This is a genomic window from Pseudomonas sp. PA-7-1E (genome assembly GCF_021605325.1).
Classification (GTDB): Bacteria; Pseudomonadota; Gammaproteobacteria; order Pseudomonadales; family Pseudomonadaceae; genus Aquipseudomonas; species Aquipseudomonas fluorescens_BV.
This window is the reverse complement of the sequence record NZ_WKFA01000018.1, coordinates 19,109-45,304: the sequence shown is the minus strand read 5'-3', so window position 1 is coordinate 45,304 and position 26,196 is coordinate 19,109. Positions and strand designations below refer to the sequence as shown.

Here is a 26,196-nt window from a genome sequence, read left to right as displayed (position 1 = left end):
TGGAAAATACCGAAAAAACCGAAGCCCAGGACACCGGCGTCGACCTCAAGCGCGAACTCAACAGCCTGTTGACTCGCTACCCCGCCGAACTCCAACGCACCCGTGAACAGATCCAGCAACGCGCCGATCTCGCCGCCAGCACCCACCTTAAAATCACCAACGTACAACAGGCCATCGCCGGCCTGGAACCCGTGGTGCGCGCGCAACACGCGAAGATTCAGGGTGAAGTGCGTGTGATGCAGGGGGTGATGATTGGTCTGATCCTGCTGATCGCATTGCTGATCGATACCCTGCAACGCCGCCTGGCGCGCGTGCTGACCAACCTGGCACCCGCCTTGTCGACCTGGGCCGAAGGCGACTTCAGCCAACCGATTGCCCTGGGCAAGACCAACCGTGAACTGCACGATATCGAGGCCTCCCTTAACCGCCTGCGCGCCTACCTGGTGGATCTGGTCGGCACCATCCGTGGCAATGCCGAAGAAGTGGCAGGCAGCAGCCGCGCACTGGCCGAACTGAGCAGCGGCCTGCACGACGGAGCCGAGCGCCAGGCCGGCGACACCGCGCAAATCCGTGATTCCCTGGGCGAGCTGGAAGCCACCATCCAGCAAGTCGCCGGGGATGCCAGCCAGGCCGCCGGGGCCAGTCGCAGTGCAGGCCAAGCCGTGGAGCAAGGCCAGCGCGTTATCGGCCTGAGCCTCACCGGGCTGCATGCGCTGGTAGGCGAAGTGCAGCAAAACGCGCAGATGATCGAGAAACTTGCCGAAGAGTCCGCCACCATCGGCGGCGTGCTCACGGTGATTCGCTCGATTGCCGACCAGACCAACCTGCTGGCGCTCAACGCCGCTATCGAAGCCGCCCGCGCCGGTGAAGCCGGACGTGGTTTCGCCGTGGTAGCCGACGAAGTGCGCTCCCTGGCCCAGCGTACTGCCGGCGCCACCGCCGAAATCCAGGGCCTGATCGCCGGCCTGCAAAGCGCCGCGCACCAGTCGGTAGAAGGCATGCGCGCCCAGGTCGAACACGCCGAAGCCACCGCCCAGCAGGCCCAGGCGGCGGATGGCGCGCTGGATGAAATCGTCGGGGCGATCCAGACCATCTCGGATACCGCCGTACGCATTGCCGATGTGACCGCGCAGCAGAGTGGCGCCGTGAGCGAGATACGCGACAACAGTGAGCGGATTCATCAATTGGGTGAGGATAATTTGCTGCGCATTGGCCAGGGCCGTAGCCAGGGCGAGCACCTGCTGGTACTGGGTGGGCAACTGACTACCGCCGTGCAAGCCTTCCGCGTCTAACCCGATCCGGCCCTCTATGAAGACCGCAATGTGGCTGATCGTTCCCACGCTCCGCGTGGGAATGTCGCCCCAGACGCTCCGCGTCCCGCTTTAAAGCCGTGACGCAGAGCGTCACTGGATGCGTGCCCACGCGGAGCGTGGGCGCGATCAGCTCCCACACTGACCAAATGCCGTCTCCCAGTCACAAATTTTGCGCAATCCTCGCTAATCGTGCCGGCTACTGCATAGAACTGGACAGTCACAAAGGCTTTGCGGCATAGTCGCCGGGTTCTGACGCACCCACACCAATAACAAGGAACAGCCAATGGCGACCTTACTGGTTCTTCACGGACCCAACCTGAACCTGCTTGGCACCCGCGAACCGGGCGTCTACGGGGCAGTGACCCTGGACCAGATCAACCTCGAACTGGAAAAGCGGGCCCGTGAAGCCGGCCACCATTTGCTCTACCTGCAAAGCAATGCCGAGTATGAATTGATTGATCGCATCCATGCCGCGCGCGGCGAAGGCGTGGACTTTATTCTGATCAATCCCGCCGCTTTTACGCACACAAGCGTTGCATTACGTGACGCGCTGCTGGCGGTGAGCATCCCATTCATCGAAGTGCATTTATCGAACGTGCACAAACGCGAAGCTTTCCGCCATCACTCTTACTTCTCCGACGTAGCGGTAGGAGTGATCTGCGGCCTTGGCGCCAGCGGTTACCGACTGGCCCTGGAGGCCGCCCTGGAACACATTGAAGAACAGGCTAAACGCCCCTGACCGACCCTTGGGAGTTGATGATTCATGGATATCCGTAAAGTTAAGAAACTGATCGAACTGCTGGAAGAATCCGGTATCGACGAGCTGGAAATCAAGGAAGGCGAAGAGTCCGTACGGATCAGCCGTCACAGCAAGACCCCGGCCCAACAGTTCTACGCGCCACAGATGCAAGCACCGGCTCCAGCCGCCGCAGCTCCGGCTGCCGCACCTGCCGCCGCCGCTGCACCTGCCGCCCCAGCCGCTCCTGCGCTGAACGGCTTCGTGGTCAAGTCGCCAATGGTCGGTACTTTCTACCGCACCCCGGCACCGACCTCGCCAGCCTTCGTTGAAGTGGGCAAGGCCGTGAAAGTGGGCGACACCATCTGCATCGTTGAAGCGATGAAAATGATGAACCACATCACCGCGGAAAAAGCCGGCGTCATTGAATCCATCCTGGTAGAAAACGGTCAGCCGGTTGAGTACGACCAGCCGCTGTTCACCATCGTTTGAACCGCGGAGCGCCTTCGATGTTGAAACCTGCGAAGAAACTGCAAAAAGTCCTGATCGCCAACCGCGGCGAGATCGCGCTGCGTATCCTGCGCGCCTGTAAGGAAGAGGGCATCAAGACCGTCGCTGTTTACTCGACGGCCGATACCGAATTGATGCACGTGAAACTGGCGGACGAAAGCATCTGCATCGGCCCGCCACTGGCCACGAACTCGTACCTGAAAGTCTCGAATATCATCGCCGCGGCAGAAGTGACCGGCGCCGATGGCATCCACCCTGGTTACGGCTTCCTCGCGGAAAACGCCGATTTTGCCGAACAGGTGGAAAAATCCGGGTTTGCCTTCATCGGCCCGAAAGCCGAAACCATTCGCCTGATGGGCGACAAGGTCTCGGCCAAGGACGCCATGATCGCGGCCGGTGTGCCCACCGTTCCAGGCTCCGACGGCCCACTGCCTGAAGACGAGGAAACCGCTCTGCGCATTGGTCGCGAAGTCGGCTACCCGGTGATCATCAAGGCCGCCGGTGGCGGTGGTGGTCGCGGCATGCGCGTGGTGCACAAGGAAGAAGACCTGATCGAAGCCGCCAAGCAGACCCGCTCCGAAGCGGGCGCCTGGTTCGGCAACCCGATGGTCTACCTGGAGAAGTACCTGACCAACCCACGCCACGTGGAGGTCCAGGTACTGTCCGACGGCCAGGGCCACGCCATCCACCTGGGTGATCGCGATTGCTCGCTGCAACGTCGCCACCAGAAGGTACTGGAAGAAGCCCCGGCACCGGGCCTGGACGAGAAAGCCCGCCAGGAAGTACTGGCGCGTTGCGTCAAGGCGTGCATCGACATCAACTACCGTGGCGCCGGTACCTTCGAGTTCCTCTACGAAAACGGCCGCTTCTACTTCATCGAGATGAACACTCGTGTGCAGGTAGAGCACCCGGTATCGGAGATGGTCACCGGTATCGACATCGTCAAGGAAATGCTGAGCATCGCAGCCGGTAACGTGCTGTCCTTCACCCAGGACGACGTGAAGATGCACGGCCACTCCCTGGAGTGCCGCATCAACGCCGAAGACCCGAAAACCTTTATCCCAAGCCCTGGCCTGGTCAAGCATTTCCACGCGCCCGGCGGCAACGGCGTACGTGTGGATTCGCACCTGTACAGCGGCTACAAGGTTCCGTCCAACTACGACTCGCTGATCGGCAAGCTGATCACCTGGGGCGCCACTCGCGACGAGGCCATGGCCCGTATGCGCAACGCCCTGGACGAAATCGTGGTCGACGGCATCAAGACCAACATCCCGCTGCATCGGGATCTGGTTCGTGATGAAGGCTTCTGCGAAGGTGGTGTGAACATTCACTACCTGGAACACAAGCTGGCCAACCAGTAAGTGCTCCACCCAACAAAACCGCCTTCGGGCGGTTTTGTTGTTTATGGGCCACCGACCCCTGATCGTTCCCACGCTCGGCGTGGGAACGCCTCTTGTGGCGCTCCGCGCCACGCCTTAACAACGGGACGCGGAGCGTCCGAGGCGGCATTCCCACGCCGAGCGCGGGAACGATCGTCGGCGCAGTCGTCTTCTGGCTTGCTCTCGCGTAAACTTGCGCGCTTTCGCGGCCTGCCCGCCGCACATTCATTTTTTTCAAAGGTGCCCGCCATGCCTTGGCTGCAAGTCCGTCTCGCCATCAGCCCAGAACAAGCCGAAACCTACGAAGACGCGTTCCTCGAAGTGGGCGCCGTGTCGGTGACCTTCATGGACGCCGAAGACCAGCCGATTTTCGAGCCGGAACTCAACACCACGCCGCTGTGGTCCCACACCCACTTGCTGGCCCTGTTCGAGGACGGCACCGACGCCGCCGCCGTGCTGGCCCATATGGAACTGCTCACCGGCGGCCCGCTGCCCGAGCATCACAGCGAAGTCATCGAAGACCAGGACTGGGAACGCAGCTGGATGGACAACTTCCAGCCCATGCGTTTCGGCCAGCGCCTGTGGATCGTGCCAAGCTGGCACGCCGCGCCCGAGCCAGACGCCGTCAACCTGCTGCTGGACCCGGGTCTTGCGTTCGGTACCGGCACGCACCCGACCACCGCCCTGTGCCTGGAATGGCTGGACGGCCAGGACCTGACCGATAGCAACGTGCTGGACTTCGGTTGCGGCTCGGGGATCCTGGCCATCGCCGCCCTGCTGTTGGGTGCCAAGGAGGCCGTGGGCACCGATATCGACGTGCAGGCCCTGGAAGCCTCCCGCGATAACGCCGGGCGCAACAACATTGCCGAAGGCAAATTCCCACTCTACCTGCCTGAGGACCTGCCCCAGGTTCAGGCCGATGTGCTGGTGGCCAATATCCTCGCCGGGCCACTGGTGTCGCTGGCGCCGCAACTGTCGAGCCTGGTCAAGCCGGGCGGGCGCCTGGCGCTGTCGGGCATCCTCGCCGAGCAAGGTGAAGACGTGGCTGCGGCCTACGCCAAAGACTTCGAGCTGGACCCGATCGCCAACCGTGATGGCTGGGTACGCATCAGCGGTCGTCGGCGCTAGAATGAGCGCTTGCCTGAATCGGATGGCCGCATGACCGACAGTTTCGTCACCCAGTGCCCACATTGCCAATCGCGCTTTCGCGTCAACCACGCTCAGTTGAGCGTGGCCCGCGGCGTGGTGCGTTGCGGCTCGTGCCTGCAAGTGTTCAACGCCGCCCGCCAGTTGCTGGAGCAACGGGCCCAGGCGTCTGCGCCGGAACCTGAAGCGCCGACACCCCCCGAACCGATTGGCGAAGCACCTCCCGAGCCACCACGGGCCATCAGCCAGAAACAGTGGACGGCCGAAGAGCTGGACCTGGATAACCTGGACAAGGAACTGGCCAAGCTGGAACGTCGCGAGATCCAACATACCCAGGCCTTGGGTGCGGAACGTCGCCAGCCAGGTGCCGACCGTCGGCAAAAGGAAGAGTCCTTCAGCGCCAGCCGCGATACGGTCAAGGCCGAGGAAGAAAAGTGGGCGGCCAGCCTGTTCAGTGAGCCACCCCAAGAGCGCGCCCAGGCACCAGAAGAAGAGCCCGAGCCGGTTAAGGCACCTGCGTCCAAACAGCGCACCGAACCGTCCATGTCGGCCCACGTCGACGAACTCGATGACGCACCAGCTCTGCACGCCACTACCGTGGATGACGACCTCGACCCGCCGCTGATACCCACCCGCGACGAGCACGATGAACCTGAACCCGAAGACCGCGCACAGCCGCGCCGCAAGCGCGCGCGAACGGAGGCTGGTGTACACGACGAGTTACTCCAGGACCTGGAAGACGACCCCCTGCACCTGTATGCGCAGAAGCGTCCGTCAAGCTGGGGTCGCCGTCTGGTCTGGATATTGTTGGTGGTACTCGCCGCTGCCGGTCTGGCCGGCCAGTACATCGCCTACCAATTCGACGACCTGGCCCGCCAGGACGCCTACCGTCCCTGGTTCCAGGCGTTATGCCCGAAACTGGGGTGCACCGTGCCATCGCGGGTCGACATTACTCACATAAAGAGCAGCAATCTGGTGGTGCGCAGCCACCCCGAATTCGCCGGGGCGCTGGTGGTCGATGCCATCATCTATAACCGTGCGACCTTCTCCCAGCCCTTCCCGCTGCTGGAGTTGCGCTTTGCGGGCTTGAACGGCAGCCTGATTGCCAGTCGTCGCTTCAAGCCCGCCGAATACCTCAGCGGCGAGTTGGCTGGCGTCAGCGAAATGCCCTCGCAGACGCCTATCCACATCTCCCTGGACATTCTTGATCCGGGCAATAGAGCCGTGAACTACAGCCTGAGCTTCCACTCGCCCGAGTAAAACGGCGTGCCCACCGAGGTTTGACGGCGGATTATTGACTTGACCGCCGTCAACCAAACCGATGGCGATAAAAAAGTAACTGTTCAGATTTTATCCAATTCAGCCTTTAACCAGTCATCGAGAGCGGGTATCATGCCAACCCTTTTTCGAACTCTAATGATCCGGCCCCACAACAGGGAAGTCCTATGTCGGCGGTACGCATCGGCCCATACACATTGCAAAACGGCTTGATCCTCGCCCCGATGGCGGGTGTCACCGACCAGCCCTTTCGTCAGCTGTGCAAGCGTCTGGGCGCGGGTCTAGTAGTCTCTGAAATGGTTACCAGCGACATGAGTCTGTGGAACACCCGCAAGTCGCGGATGCGCATGATCCACGAAGGTGATCCCGAGCCACGCTCGGTGCAGATCGCCGGGGGCGATGCGCAGATGCTGGCGGATGCCGCACGGGCCAATGTGGAGCTGGGTGCACAGATCATCGACATCAACATGGGCTGCCCGGCCAAGAAGGTTTGCAACAAGGCCGCCGGTTCCGCACTGTTGAAAGATGAGCAGTTGGTCGCCGAGATCCTGCAGGCCGTTGTTGGCGCAGTGGATGTACCGGTGACCCTTAAGATTCGTACCGGTTGGGACCGGGACAACAAGAATGGCCTGACGGTGGCGAAGATCGCTGAACAGGCAGGCATTACAGCGCTGGCGGTGCATGGCCGTACCCGCGCCGACCTTTATACCGGTGAAGCCGAGTACGACACCATTGCCGCGATCAAGCAGGCCGTGTCGATGCCCGTCTTTGCCAATGGCGACATCGACAGTGCCGAGAAAGCCCGGCGCGTGCTGCACGCGACCGGTGCCGATGGCTTGTTGATTGGCCGGGCCGCCCAGGGGCGGCCGTGGATTTTTCGTGAAATCGAGCATTTCCTGCGTACTGGTGAAGTCTTGCCGGCACCAGAGTTGGTCGAGGTGGAACGTATTCTGCTAGAGCATCTGACCGCCCTGCACGCCTTCTATGGGGACGTGATGGGAGTACGCATTGCTCGCAAGCATGTCGGCTGGTATCTCGCCACCTTGCCGGGCGCCAAGGAATTCCGCGCTCAGTTCAATCGTTTGGATGAAACGCAGGCACAGGTCGCCACCGTTCGTGAGTTCTTCGCCGGACGCGACAAGAGCCTGGGAACAGGGGATGGAGAAGGGGTGGCCGCATGACGATGATGACCGAGACTTTAGTGAGTGGAACAACACCCGTGAGCGACAACGTCAATTTGAAACAGCACCTCAACACGCCCAGCGAAGAAGGCCAGACCCTTCGCGGGAGTGTCGAGAAGGCGCTGCACAATTATTTCGCCCACCTTGAGGGCGCTTCCGTCACGGATGTGTACAACCTGGTGCTCTCCGAAGTCGAGGCGCCCTTGCTCGAAAGCGTGATGAACTACGTCAAGGGCAACCAGACCAAAGCCAGTGAGCTGCTGGGCCTCAACCGTGGCACCTTGCGCAAAAAGCTCAAGCAGTACGATTTGCTGTAAGCATTCAATCAAACCAGAAAGGCGCCCGCGTAAAACCGGTCGCCTTTTTTGCTGACTTCCTTTGCTTTTGATGGAAATTGAGATGACCGACCAGACCACCCGCCTGCCGATCCGCCGTGCCTTGATCAGTGTTTCCGACAAGACCGGGATCCTTGAATTTGCCCGGGAGCTGGAAGCCCTGGGTGTGGAAATCCTCTCCACGGGCGGGACCTTCAAACTGCTGCAGGACAACGGCGTGGCCGCAGTAGAAGTCGCGGACTACACCGGTTTCGCAGAAATGATGGACGGTCGCGTCAAGACCCTGCACCCGAAAATCCACGGCGGCATCCTCGGCCGTCGCGGCATCGACGACGCCATCATGACCGAGCACGGCATCAAGCCGATCGACCTGGTGGCCGTTAACCTCTACCCGTTCGAAGCCACCATCAACAAGCCAGGCTGCGACCTGCCGACCGCCATCGAAAACATCGATATCGGCGGCCCGACCATGGTGCGCTCGGCGGCCAAGAACCATAAGGACGTGGCCATCGTGGTCAATGCCGGCGACTACGCCAACGTCCTGGAAAACCTCAAGGCCGGTGGCCTGACCTACGCCCAGCGCTTCGACCTGATGCTCAAGGCGTTCGAACACACCGCCGCCTATGACGGCATGATCGCCAACTACATGGGCACCGTGAACCAAGCGGCTGACACCCTGAGCACAGAAGGTCGCAGCCAGTTCCCGCGCACCTTCAACAGCCAGTTCATCAAGGCCCAGGAAATGCGCTACGGCGAGAACCCGCACCAGAGTGCGGCGTTCTACGTGGAAGCCAAGCCGGCCGAAGTGGGCATCGCCACCGCCACTCAACTGCAAGGCAAAGAACTCTCCTACAACAACGTGGCCGACACTGACGCCGCGCTGGAATGCGTAAAGAGCTTCGTCAAGCCGGCCTGCGTGATCGTCAAGCACGCCAACCCGTGCGGCGTGGCAGTCAGCCCGGACGCTGAAGGCGGTATCCGCCAGGCGTACGAACTGGCCTACGCCACCGACACCGAATCCGCATTCGGCGGCATCATTGCCTTCAACCGCGAACTGGATGCCGAGACCGCCAAGGCCATCGTCGAGCGTCAGTTCGTCGAAGTGATCATCGCCCCAAGCGTCAGCGAAGAAGCCCGCGCCATCGTCGCCGCCAAAACCAACGTGCGCCTGCTGGCCTGTGGCGAGTGGTCGGCAGACCGCGCCGCGGCCTGGGACTACAAGCGCGTCAATGGCGGCCTGCTGGTACAGAGCCGCGACATCGGCATGATCGGCAGCGATGACCTGAAAGTCGTGACCAAGCGCGCGCCGACCGAGCAAGAGATCAACGACCTGATCTTCGCCTGGAAAGTGGCCAAATACGTCAAGTCCAACGCCATCGTCTACGCCAAGAACCGCCAGACCATCGGTGTCGGCGCTGGCCAGATGAGCCGCGTGAACTCGGCACGTATCGCCGCGATCAAGGCTGAACATGCCGGTTTGCAGGTGGTGGGTTCGGTGATGGCTTCCGATGCGTTCTTCCCGTTCCGTGACGGCCTGGACAACGCCGCGAAAGCTGGCGTGACCGCCGTGATCCAACCGGGCGGTTCGATGCGTGATGCAGAAGTCATCGCCGCCGCTGATGAAGCTGGCATTGCGATGGTCTTCACCGGCATGCGCCACTTCCGCCACTGATTGATCGTTCCCACGCTCTGCGTGGGAATGCAGTCCGGGACGCTCTGCGTTCCAAAGCGTGACGCAGAGCGTCACAAGTAGCATTACCACGCAGAGCGTGGGAACGATCAAGTTAACGAGGTTTTTGAAATGAATGTTTTGATCATTGGCAGCGGTGGCCGTGAACACGCCCTGGCCTGGAAAGTAGCCCAGGACCCACGCGTGCAGAAAGTCTTCGTTGCTCCTGGCAACGCCGGCACCGCCATCGAAGCCAAGTGTGAAAACGTCGCCATCGACGTGCTGGCCCTGGAGCAGTTGGCAGATTTTGCCGAGAAGAATGTTTCCCTGACCATCGTCGGCCCGGAAGTGCCACTGGTAGCAGGCGTCGTCGATCTGTTCCGCAGCCGTGGCCTGGATTGCTTTGGCCCTACCGCTGGCGCCGCCCAACTGGAAGGCTCGAAAGCCTTTACCAAGGACTTCCTGGCTCGCCACAAGATCCCGACGGCCGACTACCAGAACTTCACCGAGATCGAACCGGCCCTGGCTTACCTGCGTGAGAAAGGCGCACCGATCGTGATCAAGGCCGATGGCCTGGCTGCCGGCAAAGGCGTGATCGTCGCCATGACCCTGCAGGAAGCCGAAGACGCCGTGCGCGACATGCTCGCCGGCAATGCCTTTGGTGACGCCGGTTCACGCGTAGTCATCGAGGAGTTCCTCGACGGCGAGGAAGCCAGCTTTATCGTGATGGTCGACGGCAAGAACGTATTGCCGATGGCCACCAGCCAGGACCACAAGCGCGTCGGCAACGGCGACAGTGGCCCGAACACCGGCGGCATGGGTGCCTACTCCCCGGCGCCCGTTGTCACCGCCGACGTCCACCAGCGCGTCATGGACCTGGTGATCTGGCCAACCGTGCGCGGCATGGCGGATGAAGGCAACGTGTACACCGGTTTCCTCTATGCCGGCCTGATGATCGACAAAGCCGGTAACCCCAAAGTCATCGAGTTCAACTGCCGCTTCGGCGATCCGGAAACCCAACCGGTGATGCTGCGCCTGCAATCGAGCCTGGTGCTGCTGGTGGAAGCCGCCCTCGCCCAGGCCCTGGACAAGGTCGAAGCGCAGTGGGACCCACGACCTAGCGTTGGGATTGTGCTGGCGGCCGGTGGCTACCCCGCCGACTACGCCAAGGGCGATGCGATCGAAGGCCTCGACGCCGCCGCTGCGCTGGAAGGCAAGGTGTTCCATGCAGGCACCGCGCTCAAGGACGGCAAAGTTGTAACCGCCGGTGGCCGCGTGTTGTGCGCCACCGCGATGGGTGCCAGTGTCGATGCCGCGCAACAACAGGCATACAAACTGGCGGCGAAAATCGACTGGAAGGGCTGCTTCTACCGCACCGACATTGGCTACCGTGCCATTGCCCGCGAACGCGGTGAGAACAACTGAGCAGCTACACTTGCAGTAGCTATCCGTTCGGTTAGGTAAGGGCCTTTGGCCCTTGCCGTACCCTGTTGCCCCGCGCATAGTTAACCCGTGCATCCACCTACCGAAGGGATTTCGCCGTGCGCTGGCTCAGGATCGCCATAGGTTTCACAATCAGTCTGCTGACCCTGCTCTGCTTGCTACCGGCCCAGGCCGCTGCGCAAGGCAGTGGCTGGGCAGTATTGCTTGATGAACAGGCCGACCTGCAACTGAGCGATATCCGTTCCGCCCGCTATACCAATCAATTCAGCCCCATCGAACTGGACCGGATCACCGCCGCGCAGCCGGACGGTGCGTTGTGGGTGCGTTTCAGGTTGCAGCCCGGCAAGCACGAACAAGTGCTGCGGGTGTTCGCCCCGGACCTCTCCAGCCTGAGCCTGTATGTGCTGGACGGCGACACCCTGGTGGAGCAACAAACCACCGGCACACGCCAACCCCAGGCTGAGCGCTCGTTGCCCAGCAGTGACTTCATGCTGCCGATGCCTCAGAGCCAACGGCCACTGGAGGTATACCTGCGCCTGGTCTCGGAACACGAGCTGCGCCCTTACATCACCCTGGAACCAGCGGTGCTGGCCGCCGCCAACCAGAACCAGACGCTGATCTACGGCCTGCTGTTCGGCGTGCTGTCGATGCTGATCCTGCACAACCTCACGCGCTTCGCCTACCACCGCTCGCGCAGCAGCCTGTGGCTGGCCGCGTGCGAGTTCCTGTTGATGCTCAGCCTGGCGCTGTTGCTCAACCTGGTGGGGCCATGGCTGCCGAACTGGCACGCAATCCAGACCCCCGGTGCCTACCTGGCCCTGCTGCTGACCGCACCCTGTGGGCTGATGTTCGCCTACCGCTTCTTCATGCCCCTGGGCCCGCACCCGCTGAACAAAGTGTTGATGGCCGACATCCTGCTGATCATCCTGTGCGGCCTGCTCCTGTTGTTCGTCAACACCTTGCCGCTGAACATCATCACCTATGCCCTGGTCGCGCTGGCGGGCCTGAGCATGCTGTTTGTCTCGGCCTATCACTGGCAAAAAGGCTACCGCCCGGCGCGCTTGTTCGTGGCGGCCATGGTGGTATTCAACATCGGCACGCTGATCATTCTGCCCGCACTGCTCGGCCTTACCCTGGTGGCGCCACAGGGGCTGATCGTCACCCTGTTGAGCTTTATCTGCCTCAGTGGCCTGCTGATGAGCCTGGCCCTCGGCGAGCGCCAGCGCGCCATTGTCGAAACCCGTTTCAGCCTGAGCCGCGACCTGGCGGCCAGCAATGCCGAAATCGCCGCCAAAGCCGAGTTCCTGGCGAAGATCAGCCACGAAATCCGCACGCCCATGAACGGTGTGCTGGGCATGACCGAGTTGCTGCTGGGCACGCCGTTGTCGGTGAAGCAACGCGACTATGTGCAGACCATCCACAGCGCCGGTAATGAGTTGCTCACCCTGATCAACGAGATTCTCGACATTTCCAAGCTCGAATCCGGGCAGATCGAACTCGATGATGTGCAGTTCGATCTCAATGCATTGATCGACGACTGCCTGAGCATCTTCCGCGCCAAGGCCGAGCAACAGAATGTCGAGCTGATCAGCTTCATCCAACCCCAGGTACCACGAGTGATCAGCGGTGACCCGACGCGACTGCGCCAGGCTTTACTGAGCCTTCTGGAAAACGCCCTGCACAAAACCGATGAAGGCGAAGTGCTGATCGTTGTCGCCCTGGATGAGCGCAGCACCAAGCCACGCCTGCGCATTGCCGTGCAAGACAGCGGCGTGCCCATGGAAGCTGCCGAACGCGACGCCCTGCTGCACAGCGAACTGCACAGCAAGAACTTCCTTTCGGCGACGCGCTTGAGCGGCCACTTGGGCTTGGTCATCGCACGCCAGCTGATCTTGTTGATGAACGGCGAGTTCGGCGTCAAGAGTGGGAGCCACCAGGGCAGTACCCTGTGGCTGACCCTGCCGCTGGACCCGGAACGCCTGGAACACCCGACCAGCGACCTCGACGGCCCGCTCAAGGACGCCCGCGTGCTGGTGGTGGACGACAACGACACCTGCCGCAAAGTCCTGGTGCAACAATGCACGGCCTGGGGCCTGAACGTCAGCGCCGTGCCTTCGGGCAAGGAGGCCCTGGCGCTGCTGCGCACCAAGGCGCACCTGCGTGATTATTTCGACGTGGTACTGCTGGACCAGAACATGCCCGGCATGACCGGCATGCAACTGGCGGCGAAAATCAAGGAAGACCCGAGCCTGAACCACGACATCCTGCTGATCATGCTCACCGGAATCAGCAATGCACCGAGCAAGATCATTGCGCGCAACTGCGGGATCAAGCGCATCCTCGCCAAACCGGTGGCTGGCTATACCCTCAAGACCACCCTGGCTGATGAACTGGCCCAGCGCAGCAAAGGCGCACCCGTGGCACGCCCGGCCCCCAGCGCACCGGCAGCCATGACCGTGCCCAGCGATTTCCGCATCCTGGTAGCCGAAGACAACAGCATTTCCACCAAAGTGATTCGCGGCATGCTCGGCAAGCTCAATCTCGACCCGGACACCGCCAGCAACGGCGAAGAAGCGCTGCAAGCGATGAAAGCCCAGCGCTATGACCTGGTATTGATGGACTGCGAAATGCCGATTCTCGATGGCTTCTCCGCCACACAGCAACTGCGGGCATGGGAAGTCAGCCACCAACGCGTGCGCACGCCAGTGGTGGCGCTCACCGCGCATATCCTGTCGGAACACAAAGAACGCGCACGCCAGGCAGGCATGGACGGGCATATGGCCAAGCCGGTGGAACTGTCGCAGCTGCGCGAGCTGGTGGACTACTGGGTCGCGCAGCGCCAACAGCGCCCTGAGCACAGCACCCTTTCCTGATGATCGTTCCCACGCGTGGGAATGCCGCCCGGGACGCTCCGCGTCCTGCTTGAACGCGACGCAGAGCGTCACTGGATGCATTCCCACGCAGAGCGTGGGAACGATCACACCCACCACTATCGCAGGCAAGCCAGCTCTCACATTTGATCCGTGTCGGATAGACTCCTCCACACTTTCCCCGCCCGCGAGCCGCCCCCATGCTCCATGTGTTATTCAGCGTTTACCTGAAGATACTGGTGCTCTACAGCCCGTGATGATCGTTCCCACGCTCCGCGTGGGAATGCCGCCCGGGACGCTCCGCGTCCTGCTTGAACGCGACGCAGGGCGTCACTGGATGTATTCCCACGCAGAGCGTGGGAACGATCACACCCACCGCTATCGCAGGCAAGCCAGCTCCCACATTTGATCTGTGTCGGATAGACTCCTCCACACTTTCCCCGCCCGCGAGCCGCCCCCATGCTCCATGTGTTATTCAGCGTTTACCTGAAGATGCTGGTGCTCTACAGCCCGTTCTTTGTGCTGTCCTGCTTTATCAGCCTGACCCGTGGCTACTCCAGCAAGGAGCGTCGGCGCCTGGCGTGGAAAGTTGCACTGGCCACCCTGGTATCGAGCGTGCTGCTCTACCTGTTTGGCCGGGTGATTTTCAGTGTGTTCGGCATTACCGTCGACGCGTTCCGTATCGGCGCCGGCAGTGTGTTGTTTATCTCCGCCCTGGGCATGGCCCAGGGCAAGTCGGCGGTGCAGACCGACAACGTGCAGCAGGACGTGACCATCGTGCCGCTGACCATCCCTCTCACCGTCGGCCCCGGCACCATCGGCGCCTTGCTGGTGATGGGCGTCAGCCAACCACACTGGGACGACAAGCTTACCGCCATCCTCAGTATTGCCCTGGCCAGCCTGACGGTAGGCGTGGTGCTGTACCTGTCCAACCGTATCGAACGCATTCTCGGCGACCAGGGCTTGCAGATTGTCAGCCGGTTGATGGGCCTGTTCGTCTGCGCCCTGGCCGCGCAAATCATTTTTACCGGGGTACGCGGCTACCTGGTGCCCTAGATCCGGTATTTGGCGATAGCCATTTCCACTTTGTCACCGGCGCTTTCGCGCATCAGTTGGATGGTTTTCTCGTTGACCATAGAGGTATTGAGCACCAGGCAAGTCTGCCCGCTGAACGCCTCGAACGAGGAGCTATCCCACTCCAGGAAGGGCAGGCCCACCTGTTTATCCACACCATGGGTGCTGTAGGTCACCAGCACCATGATCAACTCGCCGTCTGTTTCAGCGCAGGAGGCCAGGCCGAAATCGCCGCCCTCATGCACCGCGCAATTGCGCTTGAACAGCTCGAAAGACGCTGGCTGACGCTTCAATGCATCCAGCGCATCGGCGGCCAGCTTGGGCAAGGCGCTAAGCAGTGGCCCGAACAGCGCCGTCGACGTCAGCATCGAGGCGATGATATTCAGCGCCGCCAGTTGCACCGTCAGGCCCTTGCCCGCACGCGAGACCCGTTCAAAGCGACTGCGCAGCGGCAGCCACCCCAGGCTGACCATTACCTTGATAAATTCCTCGTACCACGCCTCGCTGCCCCGCTGGACGTTCAGCACATCGCTCACATAACTGCTGGCCAGCAGATAGCTTTTGCGTACGTATTCGCGGTTCAACGCCGACAAGCCTTCGGCAAATGAAATCACCCCGTTGTTGACCACGGCCGCATTGCAATCATCGTCGTGATCCAGCGCGCAAGCGGCCTGACTGGCAGGTGCGCCCGGCAATTTGTAGGCGGCAATCAACTTGCGCCTTTTTTTACTGTTGATCCTTCTGTGACGTCGCTCCATTTTCTGTTCTCCACAAGCACCCCACATGGGGCTTGCTTCCACCCTAGTCCAGGGAGCAGCGGGGTTTCCATGCGATAAACATCCCTTGGACTGCCCCGCCCAAAACCAGCGTCCAGCAATGACAAGGCGCGGCGGGCAGGCGTGCGGTTTTCATCGCATAAAAAAGAAAAAGCCCCGAACAACGCCAGGGGAATCCCTGGGTTATTCGGAGCTTTCCGGCAGCCAACCGGGCTGTTTTCAGGAGTTGGGTTTGTCGCCATACCAACGTGGTGTGTACACCCACTCGCCGCCACCCGCGCGCGGGAACACACAGGTGGTGGATGAACCGATCAGCACCATGGTGCGCATGTCCACCTGCTCGGGCGTCAGTTGCCCCAAGGTAGTGACGCTTAGCGTCTGGCCTGGACGACCGATGTCACGGCCCAGCACCACCGGCGTCTGCGGCGTGCGATGCAGCGCGACGATCTCCAGGGCGCGTCCCAGTTGCCAAGGCCGCGACCTGGAGATCGGGTTGTAGAACGCCAAGGCCAGGTCGGCCTGGGAAGCCAGGTCCAGGCGTTTTTCGATGATCGCCCAGGGCTTGAGATTATCCGACAGCGACATCACACAGAAATCATGCCCCAGCGGCGCGCCCGCCTGGGCAGCGGTGGCCAGCGAAGCGGAAACCCCCGGCAGGATTTCCAGGTCGACCTGATGCCAGGCCGGCTCGCTGGACTCGTGCAGCGCCTCGATCACCGCTGCGGCCATGGCGAATACACCTGGGTCACCAGAGGACACCACCACCACCGAGCGGCCTTGCGCGGCTAGCTCGAAGGCGTGGCGGGCGCGCTGCATTTCTTCGCGGTTGTCAGTGCAGTGTTGCACTTGGTCGTCCCGGAACGGCCCGGCCATGCGCACGTAGGTTTCATACCCCAGCACATCGGTGCAACGCGCCAGTTCCGCCTTCACCGCCGGCACCATCAATTCAGCAGCGCCGGGGCCCAGGCCAATCACCGCCAGACGCCCGCGGGGGCGCCCAACCTGTGACAGATCCAAGGGCTGCTCGGCCACGGTGATACTGATGTCCGCAACGGGTTCCAGTACGGCAAAACGCAGCGGTACACCCAAGGCCGACGCGGCTTCATGCAAGGACGCGTCAGCCATCTGCAGGTCGCTGGCCAGCAGGCAGGCCAGGGATTGCACGGCCACGCCAGCCTCCTGCAACGCCGAGCGCACACGCTCGGCCAACTGCGCACCCGGCCGGCAGGTGGCGTAGACATTCTGCGGGTAAATCAGCAACTCGTTGGCTGCCGGTGTGCGCTCGGCACTGCCCACATGAATCGCCAGGCGCGCCTGTTGATCCTGAGGCAGGTTAGCGTCCTCCAGCCATGGCGCCGCGCCTTCAATGCGCACGCTTTCGCCGGCCAGAAGGTCGCAGACAAAGCGTTTGCCCAGCTCGATGTCGGCCAGTTGATAGCCCGCCGGCGGGTTGAGCAGGCAGGTGCCAAAACGCAACTCGCCGCTGGTGGTGATGGCGGCGGACACGCCGAGCGCTGCCGCAATATCGCGCGCCATGAGGTTCACGCCCCCCAGGCCACCGAGCAACGGCACCACAGCGCTGCCGTCTTCAGCCACGGCCAGCACGGCGGGTTCTTCACCCTTTTCCAGCAGCAACGGTGCCAGGGTGCGAATCACAATGCCCGCGGCGCACAGGGCAATCAGTGGCGTGCCCTGCTGATAGAGCTGACGCAAGGTCGCGCCGAATTCGCTGTAGGTACGGTCTGCCCCCTCAACCCGTGTGGCCAAACCGTGGATCAACGCGCCGGGGTAAACCTGTTGGAGCTTGCGCGCAGTCGCCAGGCTGCCTTGACCCAGAATCACAATCGCCGGGGTCATCAACCTTGCCACCGTTCACCGGGCACGATGATCAGTGAGAAATACGGCGACGACATCGGCTCCACCTGATCCAGCGACACGATCTTCTGGTTGGCCATGGTCGCGCGTTCCACGTACAACGCCCGCTCGGCCAGACCCAGCTCTTCCAACACCTGGCGCACTTTCGGGAAGTTGCGCCCCAGCTTCATGATCACTGCGGCATCGGCATCGGCCAGGCGGCGCTTGAGATCCTCATGGGGCAATACGCCCGAGAGCACCGACAAGCTCTGATTGCGATACACCAACGGCGCGCCGAGTACCGAGGCACCACCGAGCATCGAGCACACACCTGGAATCACCTGGGCCTCGTAGCGCTCGGCCAGGCGGTCATGCAGGTACATGTAGGAGCCGTAGAAAAACGGGTCACCTTCGCAGATCACCGCCACGTCGCGGCCCGCGTCCAGGTGAGCGGCCACGTCGAGGCTGGCATTGTCGTAGAAGTCGCTGATCACCTGCTCGTAGGACAGCGGCGCCGGCAGCACTTCGGTGGTCACCGGGTACACCAGCGGCATCAGGGTCTGTTGCGGCACTAGGTGGTCCTCGATAATGCCGAAGGCGTTGCCCTTCTTGCCTTTGGCCACGAAGTACGCCACCACCGGCGATTCACGCAGCAGGCGCAGGGCTTTGAGGGTAATCAGTTCCGGATCACCGGGGCCGACGCCCAGGCCGATCAAACGTCCGCGCACCTGCATTATTCGACCTCCGTGGCCAGGGCATTGACGGCGGCAGCAGCCATGGCGCTGCCGCCCAGGCGACCTTGCATGATCACGAACGGCACCCCACGACTATCAGCGGCGAGCATGGCCTTGGATTCGGCGGCGCCGACAAAGCCCACCGGGAAACCCAGGATCAACGCCGGTTTCGGCGCGCCGGCATCGAGCATTTCCAACAGATAGAACAACGCGGTCGGCGCGTTGCCGATCACCACCACACTGCCTTCCAGATGCGGGCGCCACAGTTCAAGGGCGGCGGCGGAACGGGTATTGCCCAGTTCCCGCGCCAGCTCCGGCACGCTGTCGTCGCGCAGGGTGCAGATCACTGGGTTATTGGCTGGCAGGCGCGCGCGGGTCACGCCTTCGGAGACCATCCGCGCATCGCACAGAATCGGCGCGCCAGCGGCCAGCGCATCGCGCCCGGCCTTGCCCGCACCTTCAGAAAACTGCAGACCGTCGATGGCCTCGACCATGCCGCACGCATGGATCACCCGCACCGCGAGTTTTTCCAAATCAGCCGGGATGCGGTCCAACTTGGCTTCCGCGCGAATAATGGCGAAGGAGTTGCGATAGATCTCCTGACCGTCGCGGATGTAATCAATCATCGGTGTTGCTCCGTGGACGAGCGCGCAACAGGGCGCCCGCCGCTTCAATGGAAAGAGTGCGCGCGTGCAGCCGGCCAAAACCAGGCTGGGCTGCATCGCGAAAATAGAGGTCGTAGTGGCCGGGGCTCACCGCCAGCAAGGTGACTGGCGCGGTGTGCGCGGCAGCGCAGGAGCGCAGGCAGCCGGACAGATGCACCTCAACGCCCGGTTGCAGAGCGGCCAGTTGCACGGCGTCGGCCTTGGTGTCGGCCAAGCCTTTTGCGCAGCCGCTGGAACCGGTGCAGGCAATCATGCGCGCCAGCGGGTGGCCGAGCGAGCAGATAAAGCCCAGTTGCGCCAGGCGCTCGGTCAAGGCGTGAGGCTTTTCGACGTTGGGCACCAGCACGCCTTGCCAGGGGGTAAAGCGCAAGGTGCCGTCCCCATAGTCACTGGCCAGTTGTGCGGCGCCCTTGAGCATCGCCGGGTTCAGGCGGCCCAATGGCGCGAGGGCGGCGACGTAGAACTGATTCTTTTGCACTTGTGGATAAGTGCCCACCTGGAGCGACGCGTCGCTGGGCGGGCGTATGAAGCCGTCGGCTGGCAGCAACGGCAAGCGCAAATGGTTCAGCACGTTATCCACAGACAAATGGCGCATGCGCGTTTGTTCTGGGGTGGCGAGGTCCAGAAACGCTTCCAGCACGGCCACGACCAACCCATGCCCCTGGTTCAAAGGCACGGCGGCCAGGGGCGCATCCAGGCCCGGACAGCCGGCCAGGCCGAACGCGAGCAGGGTTTCGCCATGGCGTACGAAGGCCGACAACCACAGGTCGTGGTGATGCTCGAGCATCGCCAGGTCTTCGCCGCCATCGAGTTGCACCGCGAACTTGGCCGACAGTTCATGGAAACGCGGATGGTTCTCCAGGGTGGCGAGGATCTGCGCGGCCAGTGGGCGGGTGTCGAACAGCATCTGCGGGTCAATGCCGGCGCTGGGGCTGAGCATCAGGTTGCGCACGTCGTCACCGCCCGCGTTGCTGGGGCCCAGGCCCGCCGCCAGTAGTCGGGCGATCAACGCCTCCTGCTCAGCGCCGATGCCGCGGATCTGCAGGTTGGCGCGGTTGGTCGCCTCAATCACCCCGCCCGCATACGCCTGGGCCGCGTCCGCCACGGCGTGGGCCTGGGCGGCAGTGATCGCGCCGCCCGCCAATTTGACTCGGCAAATGCCACCGTCCAACGCCTGGACAATACGCAGCAACCCCGGACAAGCCGAGGGGCGCAAGGTATTCACAGCGGGCGTTGGGTTCACGGGGCTACCGGTTGACGGGTAAAGGCGCGGTATTATGCCTGCTTTGTCCGGCGGCATGAAAAGCCTGCCCGTCGGATGTCGTTCAAGGAATTGATATGTCGCCCTGGCTGACGGTTGTAGGCATCGGTGAAGACGGCTTCAAAGGCCTGGGCAGAAATGCCCGGCATGCCCTGTTGCGCGCCACGCGGATTATAGGCGGCCAACGCCAGTTGGACCTGTTGCCGGTGTGTATTCGTGGCGAACGCCAGGTGTGGCCGACCCCGTTTTCCCTGAAGCCAGTGTTGTCGCGGCGCGGGGAGCCCGTGTGCGTTCTGGCCAGTGGCGATCCGATGTTCTATGGCGTCGGCGCCAGCCTGGCGCGGCAAGTGCCAGCTGAAGAGTTGTTGATTTTGCCCGCGCCATCGTCGGTATCCCTGGCGGCGGCGCGCCTGGGCTGGCCGTTGCAGGAGGTGGTGACGTTATCCGTGGTGGCTCGTCCGGTGGCGGCACTTAATGCGCATCTGGCCAGTGGCGTGCGCTTGTTGGTGTTGAGCAATGATGCCAGCAGCCCCGCCTTGATTGCCGCGTTGTTGGTCGAACGTGGTTTTGGCTCCAGCCGCATCAGTGTGTTTGAACATTTGGGCGGCCCGGCTGAACGGCGTATCGACGGGCACGCGCAAGCGTGGGAGCACACGGCGGTTGCCGATTTGAACCTGATCGCCATCGACTGCCTGGCGGATGCGAACGCACCGCGTCTGTCGCGTCTTGCCGGCTTGCCGGACTCGGCCTTCAAACACGATGGCCAACTGACCAAACGCGATGTGCGCGCCATGACCCTCGCCCGCCTCGCGCCCATGCCGGGCGAACTGTTATGGGACGTAGGCGCGGGCAGTGGCTCCATCGGTATTGAATGGATGCGCACCCATCCCAGCTGTCGCGCCTTCGCGATCGAAGCCGACGCAGGCCGACAAAGCCTGATCGAACACAACCGCGACGCCCTCGGCGTGCCCGGCCTGCAACTGATTCGCGGCAAGGCGCCGGAGGCGTTAAGCGGCCTGGAAACGCCGGACGCCATCTTTATCGGCGGCGGCGTCACCCGCGACGGCGTGCTCGACACCTGCTGGCAACACCTGCGCCCCGGTGGCCGCCTGGTTGCCAATGCCGTGACCCTGCAAAGCGAAATGACCTTGATGAACTGGCGCGCCGAGCATGGCGGTGAACTGACCCGCATCCACGTGGCCCAGGCGCAGCCCCTGGGCGAGTTCGATACCTGGCGCCAGGCGCTGCCGATCACGTTGCTGGAAGTGATCAAGCCGCTATGAAAAGGATGCTATTACTGGGCGGGGTCACGGAAGCGCTGGCCATCGCCCGTACCCTGGGGCCGCAGCATATCTACAGCCTGGCCGGCGTGGGCCGCGTACCAACCGACCTGAACTGCAAGGTTCGTGTCGGGGGTTACGGAGGCGCTGAAGGGTTAGCGCAGTTTATTCGTGACGAACGTATCAGCCTGATCATTGACGCCACCCATCCGTATGCAGCGCAGATCAGCCAAAACGCGGCCCAAGCGGCGCAATTGAGCGATGTGCCTTGCTGGGCATTGCGACGCCCAGCCTGGCAGCCGCAGCCGGGGGATGATTGGCGAGAGGTCGCCGACTGGGCCGAACTGGTCGAAGCGCTCAAACCCTTCAAGCGCCCGCTGTTCACCTTGGGTCGCGAACCCTTGCAGCACCTCGACGAAATCCCCGCCGAGCAGTTCTGGACCTTGCGCGCGCTGGATGTGTATCCCGGCAACGAGCGCTGTGAGGTGATCGGCGCACGCGGGCCGTTTTTGATCGAGGATGAACGGACGTTATTCGAAGAACGGCGGATTGATGTGCTGATCAGCAAGAACAGCGGCAGCACCGCCACCGAGCCGAAGCTGGAAGTGGCGCGTGAGCGTGGGGTGCCGGTGCTGGTGTTGAAGCGGCCGGTGTTGGCTGCCGTAGATCGAGAGTTCACAGCAGTGCCGGCGTTGCTACAAGCAATCACTCTTTTCTAAACACCACCTATCCAATGTGGGAGCGTGCTTGCTCGCTCCCACACTTTGGAATTGCGTTATCAAATGACGGTAGTAGATCAGCCAGCCAAGGCGCTAGCTCAATCAACTGCGCAACCATTGGCTGGAAAAAGCCCTATACCTGACTTGATCGTTCCCACGCTCCGCGTGGGAATGCATCCTGTGACGCTCCGCGTCACGGCTTTAAAAGCGGACGCAGAGCGTCCAACGCGGCATTCCCACGCAGAGCGTGGGAACGATCAGCCCGCCTGGTGCGCCGCGTCCTTTCTGCAAAATTGGCAAGCGGCCGTTCTCGTCTATCCTCAAACCCAACACTGCGACACCAAACCACACCCGCCCTTTTTACTTATCCCCCCCGATCAGGCTAAATACCCGCCTGATCGTTTAACCCTACGGATTATCCGCCATGGCCCGTCAACGCTTTGCAATTGCCTGGATCGCCTGCCTTGCAGTGCTGTTCAATGCGTTTGCCATGCCGTTGGCCAGTGCAATGCAGCAGACCGATGACCCGGTCAAGCGTCTGATGTGGGGCGGGTTCTGTTCGTCCAATGGCGCGAGCCTCAAGGCGATTGCCCTGGGCAAGCTGGAAATTCCCGCACCGCCGGACGATCACTCCGCCATGCAGCATTGCTGGTGTTGCTCGGGTTCTGCGCCGTTGGTGGCGTTGCCGGGGCATGTGCCGCAGTTGTATGTGACGCGCTTCGAGGCGGTGCAGAACTTGCCGCCGCGCTTATTGCGCAATCCAACCCCGCGCCAGCAATGGCCGAGCCTTAACCCCCGCGCTTCTCCAACGGTCTGATCTTCTTCGCAAGTGAACTGCGTTTAGAACCGTTCTGGAGAACTGCCATGCTTAAATCTTCCCTGCTTCTGGCTGCGTTGCTGCTGCCGGTGTTCAGTGCTGCCAATGCCGAAGACTACAAGGCCGGCGATTTGCTGGTGAGCGACCCCTGGTCTCAGGAGTTGCCACCGAATGCGCCTACCGTCGCCGCCTACTTTGTAATTCATAACACCGGGGCGGCCCCGGATCGCCTGCTCAGCGTTGAAACCAGCGTTGCCGAAAAAGCCGAGCTGCATGAGCACGTGATGCAAGGCGATTTGATGAAGATGCAACAAGTGCCCAGCGTTGCCGTACCGGCCAAGGGTGAACTGACCTTCGCGCCGATGGCCTATCACGTCATGCTGCTTGGCCTCAAAGACCGCAGCCTGCTGGCCGACGGCAAGCAATTCCCGCTGACCCTGACCTTCGAAAACGCCGGCAAGGTCCAGGTGCAAGTGTCGGTGCACAAAGCGCCGCCAATGGCCGGCCACGAGCATATGCACGCCCAGTAAGCCAAACCCGATGGGCGCCCCTCGCGCCAGGTTGTCTCCCCACCGCCGCCTGATGCGCGGCAGTTGGATCAGCCTGTTCGCCATGCTGATGATTTTTATCGGTCCGCTGATTTCCCAAGCGATGCCGATGGATCATCACGCCAGCATGTCCATGACCATGACCATGACCATGGACATGCCCAACTGCCATGGTGAACCTGCGCAGCACAGCAAAGCCCCCGACGAGCATCATGTTCTCTGGGAAAAATGCGGCTATTGCAGCTTGCTGTTCAGTTGCCCGGCCCTGCCCGGCAGCGTCTCCTACGTAACCCTCGGCACCCCGCCGCCCGCCAACGCCCTCACCCCCGCCACGCGCCTGGGCCATGCCCGGCAGAGCATCTTCCCCGGAGCCCGCAGCCGCGCGCCGCCTGTCGTTTCGTAAGCCCTTCACCGCGTTACTTCACCCCGGCCGACTTTAGACAGACAGCCGCAGGCTGCTGGCCGTGTTGTTTACGATTGATTGATGGAATTTGTCATGTCCAGGTTTTCTGCTGACACCCGTTTGGGAAGTACTGCCCTGCTCACCGCCTTATGCGGCGCACTATTGGCTGCCCACGCTCACGCCGACGAGCATGAGCTGAGCCCTACCGTCATCACCGCGATCGCCCCCAGCTCACCGCTGACCGTGGTCACCAACCCCAAAGACCCTCGCCAACCGGTGCCCGCCAGCGATGGTGGCGACTACCTCAAGACCATCCCCGGCTTCGCCCTGGTGCGCAACGGCGGCACCAATGGCGACCCGGTGCTGCGCGGCATGTTCGGCTCGCGCCTGAATATCCTCACCAACGGCGGCATGATGCTCGGCGCGTGCCCGGGCCGCATGGATGCGCCAACTTCGTATATTTCGCCGGAAACCTACGACAAGCTCACCGTGATCAAAGGCCCGCAAACCGTGCTCTGGGGCCCGGGCGCGTCAGCGGGCACCATCCTGTTCGACCGTGAACCCGAGCAATTCGGCGAGCTGGGCACGCGGGTCAACGCCAGCGTATTGGCCGGTTCCAACGGGCGTTTCGACAAGGTCATCGATGCTGCTGCCGGCGGCCCATTGGGCTATGTGCGCGTGATCGGCAACCAGGCCCACGCCGACGATTACAAGGACGGCAACAACGACACCGTCGCCTCGCGCTATGACAAGTGGAACGGTGACGTGGCTGTGGGCTTCACGCCCGACGCCGACACCCTGCTGGAACTCACCGCCGGGCGTGGCGATGGTGAAGCGCGCTACGCCGGTCGCGGCATGGACGGCTCGCAGTTCCTGCGCGAAAGCCTGGGGCTGCGTTTCGAGAAATCCAATATCGGCGAGGTGCTGGATAAGGTCGAGGCCCAGGTCTACTACAACTACGCCGACCATGTGATGGACAACTACAGCCTGCGTGTCCCTTCGGGCACCGGCATGATGGCGGGCCCCATGGCGTCCAACGTCGACCGCCGCACCCTTGGCGCACGCATCAAGGCCACCTGGCGCTGGGCGGATGTGCAATTGATCAGCGGCCTGGATGCACAGACCAATGAACACCGTGCGCGCAGCAGCATGGGCATCGACACGTATAAGGATCTGCCGCGCAATAAGGACGCCAATTTCCACAACTACGGTGTGTTCGGCGAACTGACCTGGTACGCCGCCGACAACGATCGCCTGATCACCGGCGCACGCCTGGACCGCGCCTCGGCCAAGGACTTCCGTCAACGCACCGGCTCGGGAATGATGTCGCGCCCGAACCCGACCGCCGGCGACACCCGCGCCGATACATTGCCCTCGGGCTTTGTGCGTTATGAGCACGACCTGGCGGACAGCCCCACCACGCTGTATGCCGGCCTGGGCCACGCGGAACGTTTCCCGGATTACTGGGAGCTGTTTTCCCCCAACACCGGCGCGGCCGGTTCGGTGAATGCCTTCGACGGCGTGAAGCCTGAGAAAACCACCCAGCTCGACTTCGGTGCCCAATACAAGAGCGCCGACCTGGAAGCCTGGGTGTCGGGCTATGTCGGCCAGGTGCGCGACTTCATCCTGTTCGACTACAGGCCCGGCATGATGGGCACCACCTCCCAGGCGCGCAATGTGGACGCACGCATCATGGGCGGCGAAGTGGGCGCGGCATACAAGCTGAGCCAACACTGGAAAGCCGACGCCAGCCTCGCCTATGCCTGGGGCAAGAACAGCAGCGACGGCAAGGCCCTGCCACAAATGCCACCGCTGGACACGCGCCTGGGCCTGACTTACAGCGAGGACGACTGGAGCGCCGGCGCCTTGTGGCGGGTGGTTGCAGCGCAACACCGTATCGACCCGAACAAAGGCAACGTGGTCGGCAAGGACTACGACAAGAGTGGCGGCTTCGGCGTGTTCTCGCTGAACGCGGCATACCGCATCAACAAGCACTTCAAGGTCAGCACCGGGGTCGACAACCTGTTCGGCAAGGCTTATGCCGAGCATCTGAATCTGGCCGGTAACGCAGGCTTCGGTTACCCAGCCAACGACCCGCAGGCCATCAAGGAACCCGGGCGTACGCTCTGGACCAAGGTGGACATGAGCTTCTAAAAGCATCGCAGGCAAGCCTGCGCCCACAGGTGGATTACAGTCCCCTGTGGG

The 26,196-nt window shown here is 62.4% G+C and carries 22 protein-coding genes and 1 pseudogene; 18 read left to right on the top strand and 5 right to left on the bottom strand.

Going from position 1 to position 26,196, the window contains the following annotated elements; translation table 11 throughout:
• Window positions 1-776 precede the first annotated feature (776 nt).
• The 12 genes and pseudogenes from GIW79_RS29820 to GIW79_RS14195 form a co-directional block, all read left to right on the top strand.
• Window positions 777-1,292: pseudogene (locus GIW79_RS29820) on the top strand (methyl-accepting chemotaxis protein); the annotation flags it as partial.
• A 304-nt stretch (window positions 1,293-1,596) separates the two neighbouring features.
• Entirely contained in the window at window positions 1,597-2,052 is a 456-nt protein-coding gene (aroQ, locus tag GIW79_RS14245; RefSeq protein ID WP_054918786.1) for a type II 3-dehydroquinate dehydratase, read from the top strand.
• A 24-nt stretch (window positions 2,053-2,076) separates the two neighbouring features.
• Window positions 2,077-2,541 (top strand): acetyl-CoA carboxylase biotin carboxyl carrier protein, encoded by a 465-nt coding sequence (gene accB, locus GIW79_RS14240; protein WP_054918788.1) that lies wholly within the window; start codon window positions 2,077-2,079, stop codon window positions 2,539-2,541.
• Between the two features lie 17 nt (window positions 2,542-2,558).
• A complete protein-coding gene (gene accC / locus GIW79_RS14235; RefSeq protein ID WP_003188188.1) occupies window positions 2,559-3,920 on the top strand; it encodes an acetyl-CoA carboxylase biotin carboxylase subunit in 1,362 nt (453 codons plus the stop codon).
• Between the two features lie 267 nt (window positions 3,921-4,187).
• The gene (prmA, locus tag GIW79_RS14230) at window positions 4,188-5,066 is read left to right on the top strand and encodes a 50S ribosomal protein L11 methyltransferase (RefSeq protein ID WP_034134793.1); all 879 of its coding nucleotides are present in this window, start codon (window positions 4,188-4,190) and stop codon (window positions 5,064-5,066) included.
• Between the two features lie 30 nt (window positions 5,067-5,096).
• Complete coding sequence (locus GIW79_RS14225) at window positions 5,097-6,344, top strand: DUF3426 domain-containing protein (RefSeq protein WP_236453619.1); 1,248 nt, start codon at window positions 5,097-5,099, stop codon at window positions 6,342-6,344.
• Window positions 6,345-6,529: 185 nt separating this feature from the next.
• A complete protein-coding gene (dusB, locus tag GIW79_RS14220) occupies window positions 6,530-7,543 on the top strand; it encodes a tRNA dihydrouridine synthase DusB (protein ID WP_181124984.1) in 1,014 nt (337 codons plus the stop codon).
• Window positions 7,540-7,860: a DNA-binding transcriptional regulator Fis gene (gene fis / locus GIW79_RS14215; RefSeq protein WP_002555375.1), complete on the top strand. Its 321-nt coding sequence runs from the start codon at window positions 7,540-7,542 to the stop codon at window positions 7,858-7,860. The genes dusB and fis overlap by 4 nt, the downstream gene beginning before the upstream one ends.
• Before the next feature lie 82 nt (window positions 7,861-7,942).
• Entirely contained in the window at window positions 7,943-9,550 is a 1,608-nt protein-coding gene (gene purH, locus GIW79_RS14210) for a bifunctional phosphoribosylaminoimidazolecarboxamide formyltransferase/IMP cyclohydrolase (RefSeq protein WP_057977756.1), read from the top strand.
• Window positions 9,551-9,679: 129 nt separating this feature from the next.
• Window positions 9,680-10,972 (top strand): phosphoribosylamine--glycine ligase, encoded by a 1,293-nt coding sequence (purD, locus tag GIW79_RS14205; RefSeq protein WP_003188167.1) that lies wholly within the window; start codon window positions 9,680-9,682, stop codon window positions 10,970-10,972.
• A gap of 116 nt (window positions 10,973-11,088) precedes the next feature.
• Complete coding sequence (locus GIW79_RS14200; protein WP_034126413.1) at window positions 11,089-13,863, top strand: hybrid sensor histidine kinase/response regulator; 2,775 nt, start codon at window positions 11,089-11,091, stop codon at window positions 13,861-13,863.
• A 456-nt stretch (window positions 13,864-14,319) separates the two neighbouring features.
• Complete coding sequence (locus GIW79_RS14195) at window positions 14,320-14,916, top strand: MarC family protein (protein ID WP_003171467.1); 597 nt, start codon at window positions 14,320-14,322, stop codon at window positions 14,914-14,916.
• On the opposite strand, the gene GIW79_RS14190 is transcribed toward GIW79_RS14195, so the two are convergent.
• The 5 genes from GIW79_RS14190 to cobG form a co-directional block, all read right to left on the bottom strand.
• A complete protein-coding gene (locus GIW79_RS14190) occupies window positions 14,913-15,692 on the bottom strand; it encodes a hypothetical protein (RefSeq protein WP_181124983.1) in 780 nt (259 codons plus the stop codon). The genes GIW79_RS14195 and GIW79_RS14190 overlap by 4 nt on opposite strands.
• Window positions 15,693-15,929: 237 nt before the next feature.
• Entirely contained in the window at window positions 15,930-17,567 is a 1,638-nt protein-coding gene (cobJ, locus tag GIW79_RS14185) for a precorrin-3B C(17)-methyltransferase (protein WP_054918797.1), read from the bottom strand.
• Window positions 17,567-18,298 carry a precorrin-2 C(20)-methyltransferase gene (locus tag GIW79_RS14180; RefSeq protein WP_054896393.1) on the bottom strand — a complete coding sequence of 244 codons (732 nt, stop codon included), beginning with the start codon at window positions 18,296-18,298 and terminating at the stop codon, window positions 17,567-17,569. The genes cobJ and GIW79_RS14180 overlap by 1 nt, the downstream gene beginning before the upstream one ends.
• Complete coding sequence (locus GIW79_RS14175; protein WP_034126410.1) at window positions 18,298-18,924, bottom strand: precorrin-8X methylmutase; 627 nt, start codon at window positions 18,922-18,924, stop codon at window positions 18,298-18,300. Before GIW79_RS14175 ends, GIW79_RS14180 begins: the two co-directional genes overlap by 1 nt.
• On the bottom strand, window positions 18,917-20,263 hold the full coding sequence (gene cobG / locus GIW79_RS14170; protein WP_197900132.1) for a precorrin-3B synthase: 1,347 nt from the start codon (window positions 20,261-20,263) through the stop codon (window positions 18,917-18,919). The genes GIW79_RS14175 and cobG overlap by 8 nt, the downstream gene beginning before the upstream one ends.
• A gap of 38 nt (window positions 20,264-20,301) precedes the next feature.
• Between cobG and cbiE the strand changes: the two genes are divergently transcribed.
• The 6 genes from cbiE to GIW79_RS14140 all read left to right on the top strand — a co-directional run bounded on the left by cbiE (window position 20,302) and on the right by GIW79_RS14140 (window position 26,145).
• Complete coding sequence (gene cbiE / locus GIW79_RS14165) at window positions 20,302-21,507, top strand: precorrin-6y C5,15-methyltransferase (decarboxylating) subunit CbiE (protein ID WP_197900131.1); 1,206 nt, start codon at window positions 20,302-20,304, stop codon at window positions 21,505-21,507.
• Window positions 21,504-22,223 carry a cobalt-precorrin-6A reductase gene (locus GIW79_RS14160; protein ID WP_054896389.1) on the top strand — a complete coding sequence of 240 codons (720 nt, stop codon included), beginning with the start codon at window positions 21,504-21,506 and terminating at the stop codon, window positions 22,221-22,223. Before cbiE ends, GIW79_RS14160 begins: the two co-directional genes overlap by 4 nt.
• 424 nt (window positions 22,224-22,647) lie before the next feature.
• Window positions 22,648-23,040: a DUF2946 domain-containing protein gene (locus tag GIW79_RS14155; protein WP_034126406.1), complete on the top strand. Its 393-nt coding sequence runs from the start codon at window positions 22,648-22,650 to the stop codon at window positions 23,038-23,040.
• 47 nt (window positions 23,041-23,087) lie between these two features.
• Window positions 23,088-23,570, top strand: coding sequence for a copper chaperone PCu(A)C (locus GIW79_RS14150; protein WP_236453622.1), 483 nt, complete (start codon window positions 23,088-23,090; stop codon window positions 23,568-23,570).
• 10 nt (window positions 23,571-23,580) lie between these two features.
• Complete coding sequence (locus GIW79_RS14145) at window positions 23,581-23,991, top strand: DUF2946 domain-containing protein (RefSeq protein ID WP_236477380.1); 411 nt, start codon at window positions 23,581-23,583, stop codon at window positions 23,989-23,991.
• A 93-nt stretch (window positions 23,992-24,084) separates the two neighbouring features.
• Complete coding sequence (locus GIW79_RS14140; RefSeq protein ID WP_198791518.1) at window positions 24,085-26,145, top strand: TonB-dependent copper receptor; 2,061 nt, start codon at window positions 24,085-24,087, stop codon at window positions 26,143-26,145.
• Window positions 26,146-26,196: the final 51 nt, after the last annotated feature.